Origin of the sequence: Nocardia sp. NPDC046473, assembly GCF_040645995.1 — a bacterium.
Lineage (GTDB): Bacteria > Actinomycetota > Actinomycetes > Mycobacteriales > Mycobacteriaceae > Nocardia.
In genome coordinates this window covers 222,481-240,079 of sequence record NZ_JBEYZJ010000012.1, presented here as the reverse complement: position 1 = coordinate 240,079, position 17,599 = coordinate 222,481, and the positions used below count along the sequence as shown (strand labels likewise).

The 17,599-nt window shown below is 65.4% G+C and carries 16 protein-coding genes; 7 read left to right on the top strand and 9 right to left on the bottom strand.

From position 1 onward, the window contains the following. Positions 1-4: 4 nt before the first annotated feature. Positions 5-1,087, bottom strand: coding sequence for an FAD-dependent monooxygenase (locus ABZ942_RS38250; RefSeq protein WP_357390986.1), 1,083 nt, complete (start codon positions 1,085-1,087; stop codon positions 5-7). 84 nt (positions 1,088-1,171) lie between these two features. Between ABZ942_RS38250 and ABZ942_RS38245 the strand changes: the two genes are divergently transcribed. After that, on the top strand, positions 1,172-1,651 hold the full coding sequence (locus tag ABZ942_RS38245; protein WP_357390984.1) for a TetR family transcriptional regulator: 480 nt from the start codon (positions 1,172-1,174) through the stop codon (positions 1,649-1,651). A gap of 128 nt (positions 1,652-1,779) precedes the next feature. Here ABZ942_RS38245 and ABZ942_RS38240 read toward each other — a convergent pair whose 3' ends face one another. Continuing rightward, on the bottom strand, positions 1,780-2,058 hold the full coding sequence (locus ABZ942_RS38240; protein ID WP_357390982.1) for a hypothetical protein: 279 nt from the start codon (positions 2,056-2,058) through the stop codon (positions 1,780-1,782). Positions 2,059-2,426: 368 nt separating this feature from the next. On the opposite strand from ABZ942_RS38240, the gene ABZ942_RS38235 reads away from it, so the two are divergent. Beyond that, complete coding sequence (locus tag ABZ942_RS38235; protein WP_357390980.1) at positions 2,427-3,236, top strand: spermidine synthase; 810 nt, start codon at positions 2,427-2,429, stop codon at positions 3,234-3,236. A 3-nt stretch (positions 3,237-3,239) separates the two neighbouring features. Here the strand turns inward: ABZ942_RS38235 and ABZ942_RS38230 are convergent, their stop codons facing one another. The 3 genes from ABZ942_RS38230 to ABZ942_RS38220 all read right to left on the bottom strand — a co-directional run bounded on the left by ABZ942_RS38230 (position 3,240) and on the right by ABZ942_RS38220 (position 8,733). Then, the gene (locus ABZ942_RS38230; RefSeq protein WP_357391182.1) at positions 3,240-6,080 is read right to left on the bottom strand and encodes an RND family transporter; all 2,841 of its coding nucleotides are present in this window, start codon (positions 6,078-6,080) and stop codon (positions 3,240-3,242) included. Between the two features lie 56 nt (positions 6,081-6,136). Continuing rightward, positions 6,137-6,550, bottom strand: a complete 414-nt coding sequence (locus ABZ942_RS38225) for an MmpS family transport accessory protein (protein WP_357390978.1) — start codon at positions 6,548-6,550, stop codon at positions 6,137-6,139. Between the two features lie 251 nt (positions 6,551-6,801). Beyond that, entirely contained in the window at positions 6,802-8,733 is a 1,932-nt protein-coding gene (locus tag ABZ942_RS38220) for a nitrate- and nitrite sensing domain-containing protein (protein ID WP_357390976.1), read from the bottom strand. A gap of 450 nt (positions 8,734-9,183) precedes the next feature. On the opposite strand from ABZ942_RS38220, the gene ABZ942_RS38215 reads away from it, so the two are divergent. The 4 genes from ABZ942_RS38215 (at position 9,184) to ABZ942_RS38200 (ending at position 13,472) form a co-directional block, all read left to right on the top strand. Further along, positions 9,184-9,660, top strand: a complete 477-nt coding sequence (locus tag ABZ942_RS38215) for a helix-turn-helix transcriptional regulator (protein WP_357390975.1) — start codon at positions 9,184-9,186, stop codon at positions 9,658-9,660. A 145-nt stretch (positions 9,661-9,805) separates the two neighbouring features. Beyond that, positions 9,806-11,842: a M3 family metallopeptidase gene (locus tag ABZ942_RS38210; RefSeq protein WP_357390973.1), complete on the top strand. Its 2,037-nt coding sequence runs from the start codon at positions 9,806-9,808 to the stop codon at positions 11,840-11,842. Beyond that, positions 11,842-12,708 carry an alpha/beta hydrolase gene (locus tag ABZ942_RS38205; protein WP_357390970.1) on the top strand — a complete coding sequence of 289 codons (867 nt, stop codon included), beginning with the start codon at positions 11,842-11,844 and terminating at the stop codon, positions 12,706-12,708. Before ABZ942_RS38210 ends, ABZ942_RS38205 begins: the two co-directional genes overlap by 1 nt. Before the next feature lie 98 nt (positions 12,709-12,806). Further along, positions 12,807-13,472 (top strand): serine protease, encoded by a 666-nt coding sequence (locus ABZ942_RS38200; protein ID WP_357390969.1) that lies wholly within the window; start codon positions 12,807-12,809, stop codon positions 13,470-13,472. 10 nt (positions 13,473-13,482) lie between these two features. On the opposite strand, the gene ABZ942_RS38195 is transcribed toward ABZ942_RS38200, so the two are convergent. After that, positions 13,483-14,064, bottom strand: a complete 582-nt coding sequence (locus ABZ942_RS38195) for a TerD family protein (RefSeq protein ID WP_357391180.1) — start codon at positions 14,062-14,064, stop codon at positions 13,483-13,485. Positions 14,065-14,331: 267 nt separating this feature from the next. Then, positions 14,332-14,871 (bottom strand): C40 family peptidase, encoded by a 540-nt coding sequence (locus tag ABZ942_RS38190; RefSeq protein WP_357390967.1) that lies wholly within the window; start codon positions 14,869-14,871, stop codon positions 14,332-14,334. Positions 14,872-15,113: 242 nt separating this feature from the next. On the opposite strand from ABZ942_RS38190, the gene ABZ942_RS38185 reads away from it, so the two are divergent. Then, entirely contained in the window at positions 15,114-15,587 is a 474-nt protein-coding gene (locus ABZ942_RS38185) for an NUDIX domain-containing protein (RefSeq protein WP_357390964.1), read from the top strand. A gap of 47 nt (positions 15,588-15,634) precedes the next feature. Here ABZ942_RS38185 and ABZ942_RS38180 read toward each other — a convergent pair whose 3' ends face one another. Both ABZ942_RS38180 and ABZ942_RS38175 read right to left on the bottom strand, forming a co-directional pair. Continuing rightward, positions 15,635-16,906 carry a hypothetical protein gene (locus ABZ942_RS38180; protein ID WP_357390962.1) on the bottom strand — a complete coding sequence of 424 codons (1,272 nt, stop codon included), beginning with the start codon at positions 16,904-16,906 and terminating at the stop codon, positions 15,635-15,637. Positions 16,907-17,235: 329 nt separating this feature from the next. Then, the gene (locus ABZ942_RS38175) at positions 17,236-17,415 is read right to left on the bottom strand and encodes an RNA polymerase sigma factor region1.1 domain-containing protein (protein WP_150403419.1); all 180 of its coding nucleotides are present in this window, start codon (positions 17,413-17,415) and stop codon (positions 17,236-17,238) included. Positions 17,416-17,599 lie beyond the last annotated feature (184 nt).

Here is a 17,599-nt window from a genome sequence, read left to right as displayed (position 1 = left end):
AATCTCATTGCCCGTCAACGCCATCGGTAGACCCCTGGCCGCCGAACAGCGCGGCAGCCGCTCTGCCGTTGCTTTGGTTCTCGGCGACATACGGGCGCAGTTCCCGCTCGTAGGTCGCGAACGCGGTCGTGTAGTCGCCGTCCGCGTCGGCTAGCGCCCGAGCCAACGTACGGGCCCCGATCAATGCCTGCGAGGTGCCTGCGCCGCTGGTCGGCGCTGCGCAATAGCCGGCGTCGCCGATGAGCGCGACCCGGCCGCGCGACCACCGGTCGAGGCTGACCTGACAGGACGAGCTGAAGTAGAAGTCGTCGGCGGCGGTCATGGCATCCAGCAGATGTGTTGTCTGCCAACCATTCCCGGCGAACGCCGCACGCACTGCCCGCTCCTGCTCATCCCGGTCCCGCCGATCCAATTCGGGCGAGTCGGTGGCGAAGGAGAGGCTGACGGTCAGCCGGTCTCGGTCGGCCGCGCTGAAGAGGTAGATCGCCGTGTTCCCCGCAGACTGCAGTAGTCCGGAATGGTCGAGGCCCAGGTAGTTGTCGGAGGTGAATCCCGCACCGGAAAGCCCTAGGTGACAGACCATCTCGTCGTGCGGGCCGAAAACCAGCTGCCGAACCTTCGAGTACACGCCGTCAGCGCCGAACACCAGATCGAACTCGCGGGCAAGGCCGCGCTCGAACTCGACCGTGACACCCGACTCGTGCTCGGTCAGCGCCGAAATCGAGTCGCCGAACACGTATTCGACATCCGCACTGGTGATTTCGTGCAAGATCCGGGTCAGCACCTGCTTCGGCACTTCGAGCTCACCGGCGAACGCCTCGGCCGGGAGTTGCCCGATCTCGGAACCGGTCTCGTCGAGCAGAACGGTGCCATGCATCGCCGTCTCGTGCTCGCGAATCGCCGCGAGGATGCCCATCTCCGCCAGCACATCCAGCGCCGCACCGCGGAAGTCCACGGCGTATCCACTGGCTCGGGGAACCGCCGCACGCTCGACCACAGTCACGTCGTACCTGTCGCGCTGCAAGTAGTAGGCGAGCGCGGGCCCGGCCACGCTCGCCCCAGAGATCAGAACCTTCGACTTCGTCATGAGATCGACGGTAACCAACTTTTGCCCATTTGGTCAATCCATATGGATAAACCGCTTGGTCAACACTTCGGTATGCTGTGCCACATGGGTAACCGAGAGGACCTCTTGGCCGGGGCAAAGTCATGCTTGATCGAACGCGGCTGGGCGCGCACCACCGTCCGCGACATCGCCGCCGCCGCCGGCGTCAGCCACGCCGCGATCGGCTACCACTTCGGCTCGCGGGACGCCCTACTCACCCAGGCCCTGGTCCAGGCCGTAGACGAACTCAGCGACGAACTCGCCGAAGTCCCCACCGACGAGCCGGAACAACGCTGGCAAGCACTGATCGACAGTTTCACCACCCATCGATCCCTGTGGGTAGCCCAACTCGAGGCAATGGTCCAGGCCGAACGATCCCCCGAGGTACGCGAACACCTCGCCAAGGGCCAACGCGAGGGCCGCGAAGGAATGGGCGGCTCAGTCCCCCTAGCACTTCTGACCGGCCTGATGATGCAATGGCTACTCGACCCGGAACACGCCCCCTCCGGCACAGACGTCACCACCGAACTCCGCGCATTGATCTGACGACGCCCGAGATACGTTGCTGGACAAGCGCTCACGAGGAACTGGTGCTGTTGCCGTCTCGGCCGATACCAGCATCAGTTCCCTGTGATCAGTCGACCAACTGCTGCGGCATCGAAGGGCGTGCCGCGTCATGCCGAATTGACCACGGCCCACCATGCGACCAGGCGGTCGGCCAGCGGATCCACTCCATAATGTTCGCGATGATGATACGGGCTCATACCGAAGTGATCTTCCAGTTCGTGCCAAAGGAACTCACTGATCTCGGCCCTACCCGCCCCCGCGCCCAGCCTCGTCAGCAACGGCGCGATCAGACCGTCGTACTCGTCATCCACCAGCTCGGCCACTCCGATCGGATCCCACTGGTTGAGTAGGTATCTCAGATTCCCCGCAATGTCGACCGTTCCCACGGCTGCCTCATCACTCATGTTTCAGGCCTTCGACTCTTTCGCGATCGCTCGGAGTAGGTCGGCGAGCCAGACGAGGCCGTGGGACACGGTGGTGTCGGTGGCGAGCATGGATTCGATGTTGTCCCATGATTCGGAGTTGTCCGATGGTCAGGCGGGGTGGGGCTGCGTGGACGTCGTTCATGTCTGCTAAGGGGACCGACCAGAAGTAGTCGGCGTCTATCGAGATATCGTCGCTGCCGGATGTGTTGCGGACGTGAGCGATCAATGCGTTGAATGCGTCGGTCAGTTGCGTGTATGTCAGGGCCGCGGCGGGCTCGTCGTTCATTCGCATTGTCCATCGTGGAGGCTTCGCACGTCGCGAATTCTAGGTGGGCGCGCTGTGTCCCATCGAAGCCGGCGCCGCGGGCTCACGTTGTGCAACCTGCGCAAAGAGGGGCCGGGCAGGGCCTATCGTCACTGCGATGAGCGCACACTTCGAGGAACTCGGTTGGCAGCTGACCGATATGGGGGAGATCAGTTTGCGGCGGCGGTTCGATCCGACTGCGCGTATTGAGGTTTTCGAGGTGAAACTTGGGGATGAGTACCTCATGTCGAGTTTGTTCACGGTGGCGGAGCGTGAGCTTGCACGGTTGGGGTTGGCGCGCACTCGGGGTGGGGATTTGGAGGTGATTGTCGGCGGGTTGGGGTTGGGGTATACCGCGCAGGAAGCGTTGCGGGACAGCAGGATCAGGAGCCTTACTGTTGTCGAGTATTCGGATGCGGTCATCGATTGGCACAGCCGTGACTTGCTGCCTGACACAGTTGGATTGGCGGCGGACAGTCGAGTTGCCCTTGTTCGCGCCGACTTTTTCGCCGCTGCGGCGGGCACGGTGGGGTTCGATCCGGAGCGTCCGGGGCGAACCTACGATGCGATCCTGCTCGACATCGATCACTCACCGCGCCACGTGCTGCATCACCCACATACCGCCTTCTACACCCGGGACGGACTGCGGGCGCTGGCCAATTTTCTTGCCCCGCAAGGCACTTTCGCCCTGTGGTCCGACGACGCGCCAGACGAAGAATTCCTGTCGGTCCTCGAAACCGTCTTCACCGACGTCGCCGCCGAACAGGTGCCGTTCGACAACCCGCTCACCCGGGGCCGCTCGACCAACACGATCTACCTCGCCACCCGGTCCTGACCGTCATCGCTGAATCCGGAGGATATTGATCGGCCACCAGAACCACCGGCCGGCCAGCGCGGCGAGGGCGGGCACGACGAACGAGCGAACTATAAGGGTGTCGAGGAACAGTCCGATGCCGACGGTGGTGCCGATTTGGGCGATATTGTGCGCGTAGCTGACCAGCATGGCGAACATCGTCACGCCGAAGACGAGCCCCGCGGTGGTGACCACCCCGCCGGTATTGACCATCGAACGGATGATGCCGGTATTTACCCCGGCCGCGAGTTCCTCTTTGAATCGACTCACCAACAGCATGTTGTAGTCCGCGCCCACGGCGACCAGGAAGATGAACGACACCGGCGCCACCGACCAGTGCAACGGATTGCCGATGATGTGTTGCCAGATAAGGACAGTCAGCCCCAAGGCGGACAGGTAGGACAGCGCGACGGTGCTGATCACCGCGACCGCCGCGACCAGGCTGCGCAACAAAATCAAGACCACGCAGAACACGAACGCGAACGCGGCGACCACACTGGTGATGAAGTCCTCGCGGGCAAAGGCCTCGATATTGAGCAACGTGCCGCCCGGACCGCCGACGCTGACCGTGCTTCCGGCCAGCGACGTGCCCTTCATCGCCTGCAACGACGCCGGGATGATCTTGGCACTGAGATCCATCGCCTCCCGACTGAACCCCTCCATCTGGGGCGTCACCACCATCCGCGTCACCTTGCCGTCCGGCGAAAAGAAGAACGGCAGCGCACTTTTGAACAGCGGACTGTCGAACGCTTGACTCGGCAAGAAGAAGAAACCGTTGGGATCGCCCGCGGTGAAGCCCTTACCGACTTCGTCCAGGAACTGCGTCATCTCCGATATCTGCGGCAGCAGGATATTCAGCGTGCCCTGCAGCGGCGCGAGCACGCTGTTCACCTGACCGATGAAATCCTGCAGGCTCGCGATTTGCGCGCCGAGTTGCGGAAGTGCTTGCGAGGCGGCATGAACGCCGTTCACCAGCCCGTCGACAGTACTGTCGAGCTGCCCCACATCATCGAACAGCGAGAACCCGGTGACCGCCGCCTGACAGGGCCGCACATCTTGGCAGTTCGGGATGGAACTCACGAATTGCTTTGCAGGCTCGGCGGTATCGCGTAAGGAATTCAGTTTCTCGACCACCCCGCCGACCGCCGACCGCAACGCGACGGCGCTACTGTTCACCTGCGCGAACCCCTGCTCGCCGGTGTCGAGCGCGGTCTGCACCCCTTTGATCGTCAGATTCAACTGATCGATACGCCCGGCCAGACCGGTCAGATCATCGAGCCGCGGCATGAGCATGCTCTTCAGCTGAGTGAAGCGATTGCCGATGTAGCCCGCCTGGTTGGTCAGCGTGCCCTCCTCCAGCGGAGTGGTCAACGGACGCGTAATGCCTTGCACCGCACTGACTCCGGGCACCTGCAAGACCGCGTTGGTCAGTTTCGCGAGCGCGATCAGATCAGCCGGATTGCGCAGATCGTGATCGGATTCGACGAGAAACATGCTCGGCGCCATGACGTTCGGCGGCAAATGCCGGTCCGCCGCCGCAATCCCCTGGTTCGCAAGGGAATCGCTGGGTTGGGCGATGCGCTCGTTGAAGCTCGGCCGGAAGGTCGGCAGCACGAGTATCGCCAGCACCAGCACCGCGAGGCTGGCGGCGAGCACCGGACCAGGCCAGCGGACCACGGCCGTCGCGATCCGCCGCCACCGACGCTGCGACGACTGCGGGCGCGGCTCGAGGAAACCGAGGCGGCTGCCGAGCGCCAACAACGCGGGCCCCAACGTCAGTGCGGCGGCAAGGGTCACGCTCACCGCGATCGTGCACGGCAGTCCGGAGGTGCTGAAGATCGCGAGCCTGGTGATGGACATGCAGGCCGTGGCGCCCGCGACCGTCAAACCCGAGGCCACGATGATGTGCAGAACCCCGTGCAGCGCTGTGTAATACGCGGTTTCCGGATCCTCGCCCGCGCGCCGGGCCTCTTGATATCGACCGAGCAGAAAGATCCCGTAGTTCGTGCCCGCACCGAGCACGATCACCGCGAGCAACGCCGACGCGAAGATCGAGACACCGATCACCTGATGTTCGCCGAGGTAGGCGACCACCGGCCGGGCCACCGCCAAACCCATTCCGACCGTCAGCAGCGGCATGGCCACCGTGATCGGCGAGCGATAGACGCACAGCAGAACCGCACCGACCAACCCCGCGCATATCACGATGAGCAGCAGCATCGAATCGCTGATCGCGACGAGTTCGTCGTTGACGACCGCGGAGGGGCCCGTCAGGTGCACCGTGATCCCCGGCGGTGGCGGCGTATCGGCGATGATGTCCCTGGCCGCCTGGGTGGATTCCATGGCCAACGCGGTGCCCATATTCCCGGCCAGATTGAGCAGCACATAGGACGCTTTCCCATCCGAACTCTCACTGGCCGGCGAGAAATTCGGGTTCGACCACAGGTCCATCGCGGAGTTGACGTGCTTTTTGTCCTGAGTCAGCCGGTCCAGCAGCGTCGTGTAATAGCGGTGGGCGTCGTTGCCGAGCGGCATGTCCCCTTCCAGCAGCACGTAGACGAAATTGTTCGTCCCCGCCCCACCGAAAGAATTACCCATCTTGACGATGGCCTGCACCGACGAAGCCTGGTCCGGCAGAAAGGACTGAGCGTGTCCCTTGACCACCGTTTCCAGTTGCGGGACAAAAAGATTGAGCCCACCGGCGGCCAACAACCATACCGCGATGATCGGCAACGAAAACATGTACAGCAGGCGCGCCGGCAACGGCCTACCGGGCGCGCGCCGCGCAAGCGTCCTGTCGAACGGCACCGATATCTCCGCGCGCATCCTGACCAGCACGTCACGCACGCGCATCGAAGCCCGCGTCACCCACAGCGGCGTACTCATGACACCGGCACCGCGCAGTTGACGGCGGCGAACCGCCCGCTCGACACCTGCGAATCGCGAGCTTGTCCATCGACGACAATCCGGCACGAGACCCGGTCGGCCTCCGATTGCGCGACAACTCCCGTCGACAACGTCAGCCGGTGGGTACGCAACGAAGTCCGCCACGGCAGATCGGCCGAGACATCCTTGACGTTGCCTTGTTCGTCCAGATACGACAGCCGTACCGGCATTCCGCTCGGACCGTCGATCTCATAGTCGACGACCTTCTCACCCGGCCGCCCCAGCACCGGGGGCGCGCTCGAATGCCCGATCGCCAAGTCCGGAATCTCGCTCAGTCGCAACCGGCCGATGAATATCGCGGTCACACCCAGAACCAGGAATACCACGCCGTATACCCAGGCACTCTTCATGACGGTCTCCGCTATCTGTTCGACCCTTTGTCCTTTTGTTCCGCACAGTTCGCGGTACTCGGGTGCGGGCCCAGTCTCGCCAGCACATCGGCAGCCGATTCGACAGTCACGGATATCTGCCGAGGGCGGCATATTGCCGTGACGCACGGTAACAGACACTGCTGCGGGTAGGCAATATGGCATACGGCATATTGCTGTCGGCGTCGAGCCCTTGACCACGCTATTTGGTCAAACACCAGGTCAGGGACCGGCTAGCGGTGCACAATCATCCCGCCGGGCACCCGTCCGTCCGCAGCGGGAGCCAGCGCCGCGACAGACGGCCCGTCCCCCTCGGGCGTCCGCCGATCCTTTTCTCCCGCAATGATTTCCGCGGGCAGATGCAACCTCGCGACGATCCCGCTGACCGGCGACACGTTCAGTTCGACCTCGATACCGAGCCGCCGCGCCAATCGTCCGACCACATAGTGCCCGAGATACCGCGTCGGCGCGACGACGAAGTCCTGTTCGCCACGCAATCGGGCGTTGGCCTCGGCCAGCCGGTCCGAAGGCATGCCGATGCCGTGGTCGACCACGGCGAGCAGATAACCGGTCGGCAGCATCCGCCCGTAGATCTCCACCTCGAGATCCGGCGGCGAGAAGGCCAGTCCGTTCTCGATCAACTCGGCGAGCATGTGCGCGAGCGCGGTGACCGCCCCGCCGACGATCCCGACGTCGTCCACCCGGTGCACCACCACCGGGTGGTAGTCGTCCACCTCGGACAGTCCGGCCCGGATCACGTCGGTGAGCGCGATCGGTTCGGCCCAGCGCCGCGGGCTCGCCTCGCCGACGAGTACCAGCAGGTTCTCGGCGTTACGGCGCATGCGGGTGGCGAGATGGTCGAGCTCGAACAGGTTGGACAGGCCCTTCGGATCTAGTTCCTGCCGCTCGAATTCACTGATCAGGCCGAGCTGGCGGCGGACCAGATTCTGATTGCGACGCGCGAGATTGGCCAGCGACTCGACGGTATTGCGCCGGACCAGTGCCTGCTCCGAGGCCAAGGTGAACGCGGTGCTCTGCACACCGTCCAATGCCGCTGCCAGCGCGGCGATCTCGGTGCTCGCACCGGGTGCGGCGCGCACCGGCTCGGGCGGCGGCGGCTGGGATCGGTCGGAGGTGCGCCAGGCCGCGATGACGCCGGGCAGCCTGCGATCGGCCACGTCGTCGGCGTCGAACGCCAGCATGGCCAGCGGGCGCACGATCGCCCGTACGCCGACGAAAACCATTGTCACCTCGGCGATTACCGCGATCAGCGCGGCGAGCAGCACGCCGCCGAGGATCAACGCGGCCTCCTTGCGCAACACCACCGCGCGCTGACGCACGTCGTCACCGATCGCCTGCTGCACCCTGCGCTGCTCGTCGATGACCGCCGTCATCTGCGCCCACCAGGTCACCGGATCCACCGGGCGCAGCAGCGGCCCCGCGAAGGACGCGATCGCGACCTGCTCCGATTCCGCTGCCTTGGTGGCGTTTTCGCTGTGCAGCGCGGCATCGAGCAGTTGCTGCTGCCGACCGGTCGCGTCGCGGGCGAACGCGGCGAGACCGGCCGTCTCGGCGGCGCGGATCTCCTGGAATTGCCCGTACTCATCGGCCCGGAACTCGTCGGCGGCGAAGACACCGTTGAGGAAGCCGCGCTCCTTGGCCGTCTGTTCCTTCGTGTCGCCCAGCGCGTATAGCGCCCATAGTCCGTGCCTGACCTGCGAGTCGCGCGCCGAATCCAGCCCGAGCGTCAGGCGATTCAACACGGTGATGCCGTCGGTATAGAACTGGAAGGCCACCTGCCTGCTGATCTGGTGACCATCGATCTGCCGGCGAGTGTTGGCCAGTGCAGCGAATCTGTCCAGTGCCGAACGCAATTCGGCCGCACCCGGCGTATCACCGATGCCGCCTTCGAGCGCACTCAACGCCCGATCGGTGTTCACCCGCTGGTCGGCGACAGACCGCTCCAGCCGAGCGTCGCCGCCGAGTAGTCCATTGCTCAGCCCCCGCTCCCGCTGCACCTCCTGCACCAGGTCCTGCACGGCCAGCGCCAGCGAAACCCCCGCCACGGTGTCACCGCTCTGCCGATACGACTCGACTTCCCGGACCACGATCACGCCGAGCAGCACCGACACCAACACCAACGAAACAATCAGAATCCGACTCAATTGACCTCGGATAGTGCGGGGTCGCACGATTCTGCTGCCCGCAGGCGCACCGGCGACTCCGGCCACGACTTCCGTTCTGTCACCAAGAATTCCCGAACGCTGAGGCAAACGCACAACCTGCTCCTCTGATCGACACCGCGATCGCCCCACACAGAGCACACGGAAAGTCAGCAGCAGCCTCCGCCCACCCTCACCCCCTGTCAACGCCCGAAACGGACAAACATTCCACTCGTTACATTTCTAAACACGCTGGTAATCAACCCTTTTCGAGATGTCGACGACCTCACAGACCCGAACCACCCGCTGTGAGGTGATCGAAGGAGACGATGCTGTCCATGGGGACCGTTCACCGTCTAGCAGCAGTGCGGCCGACGAGCCCACAGCCGCTGAATTCACTCCGCTAGGGCATCCCCGCACACATATGTCGCCAACGACATATAGACTGTTGGAGTGAAGCCGCTGTACTCGATCGAGATCGAGCCAGAAGTGCGGGACTGGTTGGAGTTGCTGCCTGCTAAGCACTTCCTCAAAGTTGACGAATATGTCGGCCTGCTCGCTGAGCGCGCAACGACGCTGGGCGAGCCATTAGGGAGAGCTGTGATGACGCACAGTCGATGGACGAGGCGAAATGATTGCGAGGCTGCTGAAGCCGAGGCCGTCACCGAGACTCGACAGGGGATTCGACTGGCAATGGCGTTGGCCGAAGCTGTTTACCTTCGTCGCACCGAACTCGGGTTGACCCAGACCGAACTTGCCGCCCGCGCTGGACTCACCCAGGCGAAGATCTCCCGGATCGAGGGGTCTGACGCGGTCCCCACCCTTCCGTTGCTCGCCAAACTCGCACGGGCTCTGGATGCTTCGCTCAACATCGCGATCGACGAGGATGACGCGCAGGTCAGTTTTACTCCGCACACCAACGCGGCGTAGCCGGCGCTTCGCACGCCACTGCCGGATGAGGCGGTAGGCGCGAAACGCGTTGGAACCATGGGCATCCGAGCAACCACGGCGGCCTCGCGGCGCAATGCACGCATCCACCGGCGACCGGGCGGCGATCCGGCATAGGGTTTCAGTTATGACGAGCAACCCGTTCTTCGAGCGCAGCGCGCTGCCCTACCAGTTGCCCCCGTTCGCCGAGATCGGCGAGGAGCACTATGTGCCCGGGTTCGAGCGCGGCATGGCGGAGCAGCTGGCCGAGGTCGCGGCGATCACCACCGTGGACGACGCGCCGACCTTCGTGAACACCGTCGAGGCGCTCGAACGTTCGGGGGCCTTGCTCACCAGGGTGTCCAATGTCTTCTTCAATATCTCGTCGTCGGACTCCAGCGCGGGCACCGATGCGATCGAGGCGGAGATGTCCCCGAAGCTGGCCGCGCACCGGGACGCCATCTACCTCGATGCCGCGCTCTTCGCCAGGGTCGAATCGCTCTATCGACGCCGCGCCGAGCTGGGCCTGGGTGCCGAGGAACTGCGGCTGGTCGAGCAGTACCACCTCCGGTTCGTCCGTGCCGGCGCCGGACTGGACGACGCGGGTCAGGCCAGGTTACGCGAGCTCAACACCGAAATCGCCGCGGCGACAACCGAGTTCGGACAGAACAATGTGGCCGCCCGGAACGCCGCGACGGTGGTCCTGGACACCGCGGACGAACTGGCCGGACTCAGCCCGGCGGCGGTGACCGCAGCGGCCGAGAATGCCCGATCCATCGGCCGCGCGGACGCCTGGGCGCTGAGCCTGCAGAATGTCTCCAACCAGCCCGTCCTCGCCCAGCTTTCCGACCGGGACGTGCGCCGCCGCGTGATGACGGCCTCGCTGGAACGCGGGTTGACCCCCGACCTCGACAACGGCGCCCTCGCCGTCCGCATCGCCACCCTGCGCGCCGAACGCGCCGCATTGCTCGGCTACCCCGACCACGCGTCCTACGCCGTGGCCGACCAGACCGCAAAGACCCCCGAGGCAGTCGAAGAGATGCTCGGACGCCTGGTCCCGCCCGCGGTGGCCAACGCGGAACGAGAAGCCGCCGAACTGACGTCGGCGATGCAGGCCGACGACGAACTCCGCTCGTGGGACTGGCAATTCTGGTCCCAGCGGGTGCGCGCCGAACGGTTCTCGGTGGACGCCGAGGCCTTGCGTCCCTACTTCGAACTCGAGCGGGTCTTGCGCGACGGCGTGTTCTTCGCCGCCGAACAGGTCTACGGCATCACGCTGCGCGAGCGCGACGACCTGGTCGGCTACCACCCCGAGGTCCGCGTCTTCGAGGTCTTCGACGCCGACGGCAGCGCACTCGGCCTGTTCCTCGGGGACTTCTTCGCCCGGCCGTCGAAGCACGGCGGCGCCTGGATGAACGAACTGGTCAGCCAATCCCGGCTGCTGGACGAGCTGCCGGTGGTGGTGAACAACCTCAATATCGTGAAGCCGCCGGCCGGCGAACCGGCCCTGCTCACCTGGGACAACGTCCGGACGCTGTTCCACGAGTTCGGACACGCGCTGCACGGCCTGTTCTCGGATGTCCGGTACCCGTTCTTCTCCGGAACCGAGGTGCCCCGCGACTTCGTCGAGTTCCCCTCGCAGGTGAACGAGATGTGGATGGCCTGGCCGGAGGTGCTGGCGAACTATGCCAAGCACATCGACACCGGCGAGCAGATGCCCGCCGAACTGGTCGAGCGCATGTCGGCGGCCGAACGGTTCGGCGAAGGCTTCCGGACCGTCGAGTATCTCGGTGCGGCACTGTTGGATTGGGCGTGGCACCGCGTACCCGGGGCCGAGGCGCTGGCCGGGACGGACGCCGAGACGTTCGAGGAGGAAGCCCTGCGGAAGGCGGGCCTCGCGATCGAGGCGATCCCGCCGCGCTACCGGACCGGCTACTTCGCGCACATCTTCGCGGGCGGATACGCCGCGGGGTACTACTCCTACATCTGGAGCGAGGTGCTGGACGCGGACACGGTGGACTGGTTCGACGACGGTGCCGCGTCGATTCGCGAGAAGGGCACGGCATTCCGGCGCGAACTGCTCGCGCGCGGCGGATCGGTCGACCCGCTCGTCGCGTTCGAAGCCTTCCGTGGACGCGCGCCGCAGATCGAGCCGCTGCTGACCCGCCGGGGACTGATCAGCTGATGCGAGTGCAGCAATGGCGCGACGGCGGGCGTCAGTTGCGCACGCGGGCCGGCTCGGTGTTCGTCCGATCCGCGCCAGGTGACGGCCCGACCGTCGTGCTGCTGCACGGTTATCCGTCCAGCTCCTACGACTTCCGCGAGGTCGTCGAACGGCTCGGCGGCCGGGCGTGGCTGGCCATCGATTTCCTCGGCTTCGGTCTGTCGGAGAAGCCACGCCCGCACCACTACAGCCTGTTCGAGCAGGCCGACATCGTCGAGGAGGTGCTCACCGCCAGCACGACGGACCCGATTGTCCTGCTGGCGCACGACATGGGCACCTCCGTCGCCACCGAGCTGCTCGCCAGGGATCTCGACGGCGCGCTGACCTGCACTCTCGAACGCGCGGTGCTGAGCAACGGCAGCGTGATCCTGGAAAAGGCGTCGCTGCGCCCGATTCAGAAGATCCTGCGCGGCCCGCTCGGGCCGGTGGCGGCGCGGCTGGCGAACCGCCCGGTCTTCACTCGCGAGTTCGCACAACTGTTTTCGGCAGCACATCCGCTGGCCGCGAGCGAGGCTCGGGCGCAGTGGGAACTGCTCTCGCACGCCGGTGGTCATCGGATCGCGCACCTGCTCACGGCCTATCTAGACGAGCGGGTGACCTACGCCGACCGCTGGCACGGCGCGGTCCGCGACTGGACCAAACCGCTCGGCTTTCTGTGGGGCACTGCGGATCCGGTGGCCACCGTGGCGGTCCTCGACGGACTACGCGCGCTGCGCCCAACGGCCACCGTGCTCGAACTCACCGGCCTGGGGCACTATCCGCAGCTCGAAGACCCTGAGGCCTTTGCCGCAGGCGCACGAAAGCTGTTGGCTATCGATAACCCCTAGGCGAATTCGATTGTGGCGTAGCCTGTTTGGAAACGCGCAACGCGGGAATGACGCGAAGACCCGGCCAGCCGGTACCGGGGAGATCGACCAGAGGAGTCATGCTCGTGACACGAACCGCACTCGTCTTCGCCGCCGCCACCGCCGCCGTGGCGCTCGGGACCGCCTCCGCCGCAGCGCAAACCGACAACGTCCCGCCGAACGTCGGCGGTGGTTCCGGCATCCTGGTCGACTCCCACGTCGGATGCACGCTGACGACCATCGGCAGGGACAGCGCGCAACGGCTGGTCGGCCTGACGGCCGGACACTGTGGGCAGCCGGGCGCGACCGTGGTCGTCGAGGGCGATCCCGACGGTGCGGCAGTGGGCCGGTTCGTCTACTCCGATCGCACCTTGGACTACGCGGTCATCGAATTCGATTCGGCGCGAGTAACTCCGGTCAACCAGGTCGGCGGCACCACCATCACCGATCTCGGCGGACCCGCCTACTTCCCGAATGTCGTGTGCAAGCGAGGCGGCACCAGCGGGACGAGTTGCGGTGTCGTCTGGGGCGATGTACGCGCGACCGCCACCGAGACCTGGACCCAAATGTGTGTGATGAAGGGCGATTCCGGAGCGCCCGTAGTGATCGGCAGCACATTGGTCGGCATGGTGAACGCCTACCTCGGCGTCGGCTGCTTCGGGCCGGAGGTCGGCACCAACATCAGCGCCATCATGAACGATCTGAACGCGCGCGGCGGTATCGGCGCTGGGTACCAGCCACTCTGATGTTTTCGGACTACGGCAGGAATCGCGCCATCTGCGGGACGGCCTCGGCCACGTGATGGGCGTAGATGCCTTCACCGATCCCGACGAAGTACCAACACTGCGGTGTCCGAACGAGTTTGCCCATTGCCAGGCCGGTATGCGGGCCACCGCTCAGCACGTATCGGGTGATCTCGGCGCCGGCGGTGGTGTCGAGGAGACGGAAGTACGCATTCTCGATCTGCGCGAAACTCTGTTCGGAGTAGGAGGTTACGAGGAAGATCACCGACGTCACCTCCGGCGCCAGTCGGGTCAGGTCGACGGTGATCACCTCGTTGTCGCCCGCACCGTCGCCCGTCGGGCTGTCGCCGCTGTGCGCGACCGAGCCGTCTCGGGACACCAGTTGCTCGTGGTAGACGGCGTCGAACAGGACCTCGCCCGCGAAAAGCAAAGCCGCCGAATTCAAGTCGATCCTGCTGCCGGTGGTGACCGTACCGTCGACGTCCACCCACAGACTTTCGTCGGACGGATCCCAGCCCAACGAGACCGCGACATGCTCGGGCAACGTGCCATCGGGATGCTGCAACGGAAAGGACAACCGTGTCCCCTTTCTCAGGGGCGACCACGGTATCCAGCTACCGCAACGCCTGACTATCTCGAAACTTGCCCGGGCTCAGCCGCGCTCGGTCGACGATAGCTCCCGTCGCGCCTGCTCGCCGTCGAGTAGCTCGTCACCATTGACGTTGCCGGGGGCATCTTTTCGACCGCCGCCGCCGCGGACTCGGCCCGCATCCCTGCCGACCGAGTCCGAAACAGCCCGTTACCCGCCGCATACCCCGCAAGCATCGAATCCAATCGCCGACTTTCGGTTACATCCGGCGAATCACAACCGGCGCGCGCCCGCGTACGGCATCGACGAGATCGGCGCGAGTTCGACCCCGGTGCTCTCGGTGCCGGCATGGATCACCGTGCCGTTGCCCGCGTAGAGACCGGAGTGGCCGCCGCCGTAGAACGAGACGAGGTCGCCGACGCGCAGTTCGCGCTGCGAGACCGGGGTGCCTGCGGCGAGTTGCGCGCCGCTGGTGCGCGGCACCTCACGGCCCGCTCGGCGATAGGCCCATTGCACGAGGCCCGAGCAATCGAAGGCATCGGGGCCCGCAGCGCCGCTCCCGTACGGGGCGCCGAGTTTAGAGCGTGCGGCGTCGAAGGCGCGTTCGGCAACCGAGTTCAGCGGCTCCTGAATATCGGGAATTGTGACCTCGTTCGGCAATTCGAGGTTTCCGATATCGGGCAATCCGATCGGCCGGGCATGCGCCGGGGTCTGGGCCAGCAGCAGGGAACTCGTCGCGGCGGTCGCGACGACCGATATCGTCAGGGCGCGGTACCATTTACCCTGCTCAGAGCCTTCATCGATGGATGCCATGGTGCGCTACTCCGATCTCCGTCGACGCTCGGTGCGAAAAGATCACCGAGCCTTGAATGGATTTCGAGAACACCGGGTGTTTGTGATTCCATCGGATCCGGATGCCACTCTCCGGCACATTCGAGCCAACAGCAAGCGCGACACGCGGACTATAACGAACTAATCACCGAACTAATTTCTATGCAATCACGCGCAGATATCTGGGCAATCTCCAGCCACCTGACGCGAATACTGTCGTAGCCATGGCAACTCCCGACTTCATCCGAACCATCCGAGCCGACGCCGGTCGGCAGCTGCTGTGGCTGCCCGGCGTCAGCGCCGTGGTCTTCGACGACGACGGCCGATTGCTGCTCGGCCGCCGTGCCGACACCGGCAACTGGGCGATCCTCGCCGGGATGCCGGAGCCCGGGGAGCAGCCGGCAGCCTGCGCGGTTCGAGAGGTGTACGAGGAGACCGCCGTTCACAGTGTCGCCGAACGCATCGTCCTCGTCCGGGCCATGCCGGCGCACACCTATCCGAACGGTGATATCTGCCAGTTCATGGACGTCACCTTCCGGTGCCGGGCGGTCGGCGGCACGGCGCGGGTCAATGACGACGAATCGTTGGAGGTCGCCTGGTTCGACATCGCCGCGCTGCCGCACCTGCCGGAGCACGACCTGCTGCGCATCGAGCACGCGCTGTCCGAGGAGCCGACCTGGTTCGAACCCGCGCCCTGACGGACTCGGTTCGCCCTGTTCTCGCTGGCACAGACCCCGTGCCGGCGTTAGTTCTGTTCGCAGGCGGTGACGGAACCCCTCGATCCCTGACCTTTGATGGTGCAGGTGTTCTTGCCCGCATTGCCGTCGACGAGGTTGTTGTTGACGTCGATGGTGACGGTGTCGTCGTCGTTGCCGCCGAAGATGCTGCCGTTGTTGGCGATTGCGGTGATGGTGTCCTTGCCGGTGCCGCTGTTGGGGTCGGCGCCGCTGGCGAAGTCGCTGCCGTCGCCGAGGACGACGGAGTCGGTGGTGCCAACGGTGCCGACGTCGATCTTGTCGTCGCCGTTGCCGCCGATCACGGTGGCGGCGCGGGAGTTTCCGTCCTTGTTGAGCGAGGTCGCCGACAGTATGTCGTTCCCGTCACCACCGAAAACGCTGGCGCCGAGGTACATGTCGCCGGCCTTGATGGTGTCGTTGCCGTCGTCGCCCCACAGCGCGGAGCCCGAGCCGCCGAGCGTGCCGCCGGTGATGGTGTCGTCGCCGGGGCCGCCGTGGATCCAGCCGCCGGTCATCTCGTCCACCGTGATGGTGTCGTTGCCCGCGTCCGGGATGGGTGCGAAGGCATCGCCGTAGACGTCGGCCGCGCCGACGGTCCGGTGGATCGTGATGGTGTCCTTGCCCGCGCCGCCGAACACCGCGTCCGGCGCGTCCGGCGCGGTGGCGCTCGGCGGACGCTCGCCGAGACTGACGGTGTCGATGATGATGGTGTCGTCGCCCTGGTCGCCGGACACCCGGCCGCCGTGGGCGCCCGCGCTGGTCTCCGGCTTGGCGGGGTCGGGCTGGAAGACATACCCGAGGCTGCCGACCTTGATCACGTCGTTGCCCGGGCCACCCACCACGGCACCGTGGCGCCCGACATTGCCACCCGCACCCTTCTGCATGGCCGCGTCGCAGGCGGCGGGACGGTCTTGCCCGCCGACCGTGATCTCGTCATCGCCCGGACCGCCGTCGAGGACACCGCCGTTCACGTCGTTGGCGCCGAGACCGTCTGCCGGACAAAGGAACCGACCGACATTGCGCGCCGAGATCTTGTCCTTGCCCGCGCCACCCAACACGACCGCTCCCTCGAGCACGTCGCCCTCGATCACGATCGTGTCGTCGCCCTCCCCGGCGTCGAGCACCGCCCCGGCCGGCAGATTATCGGTACAGGTAATGGTGTCGTTGCCCGGCGTCACGGCCCCCGTGCACCCGGCGGGCAAACCTTCAGCCTGCGCCGGACCGGCCAACACCATCCCCGCAAGCAACGCGGAAACTCCCACGATCGACCGCGCCCGCATGACCACAGTTCATCCCTCCGTCTCACCGAAAACCTGCCCGGCCAAGATCACCGCCATTCCGTATTCGAACCTGTGGGGCATTCGGATCGGCGGCACTTGTCACGGCGTTCGGTAAGGGAGGATGGAAAATGGGCAATCCTGCGGCAACCACACTGGTCGAAAGCACCGCCGACGCGGAAACGTCGAGTCAGAGAGTCAGTTCGTGCGGTTTCTCCGCGATGGAAACCGGGTGCAGTGGGTCGGTGTCCATCGCAACGCTCAGAGCGGGATGCGGCAGTGTCGCAACGGATTCCAGCACGGAGACATCGGCACGACTATCGGGTCGAGCGCTAATCCACCGGATCGGTCTCGTAGACCGGGATCCCCCTGGCGTCCAGCATCTGGATGATGCCGACGAACTGATCGCGATCTCCGACGGCCTCCGGAACGTATTCGTTGATCTCGGCGTGGGTGATGTACTTCTGCTCGTGACCGAGGGTGATCAGTTCCTTGATTCCAGCATGGGGCATACGGTGATCTCCAGGTCTCGGGTAGCCGTACTGCTGTCGGCCCAGGGAAGCCAACGCTATCAGCGCCGCGCAGGTGATCGCTGAAATATCGGCGGAATCCAAGGTTTCCACGGCTGCGCGACGGCGGCTCGGCCGTTGGCCCGGTGAGATAGCCCGCTACGTGCGTCAGCCTGCCCCGCTGGGC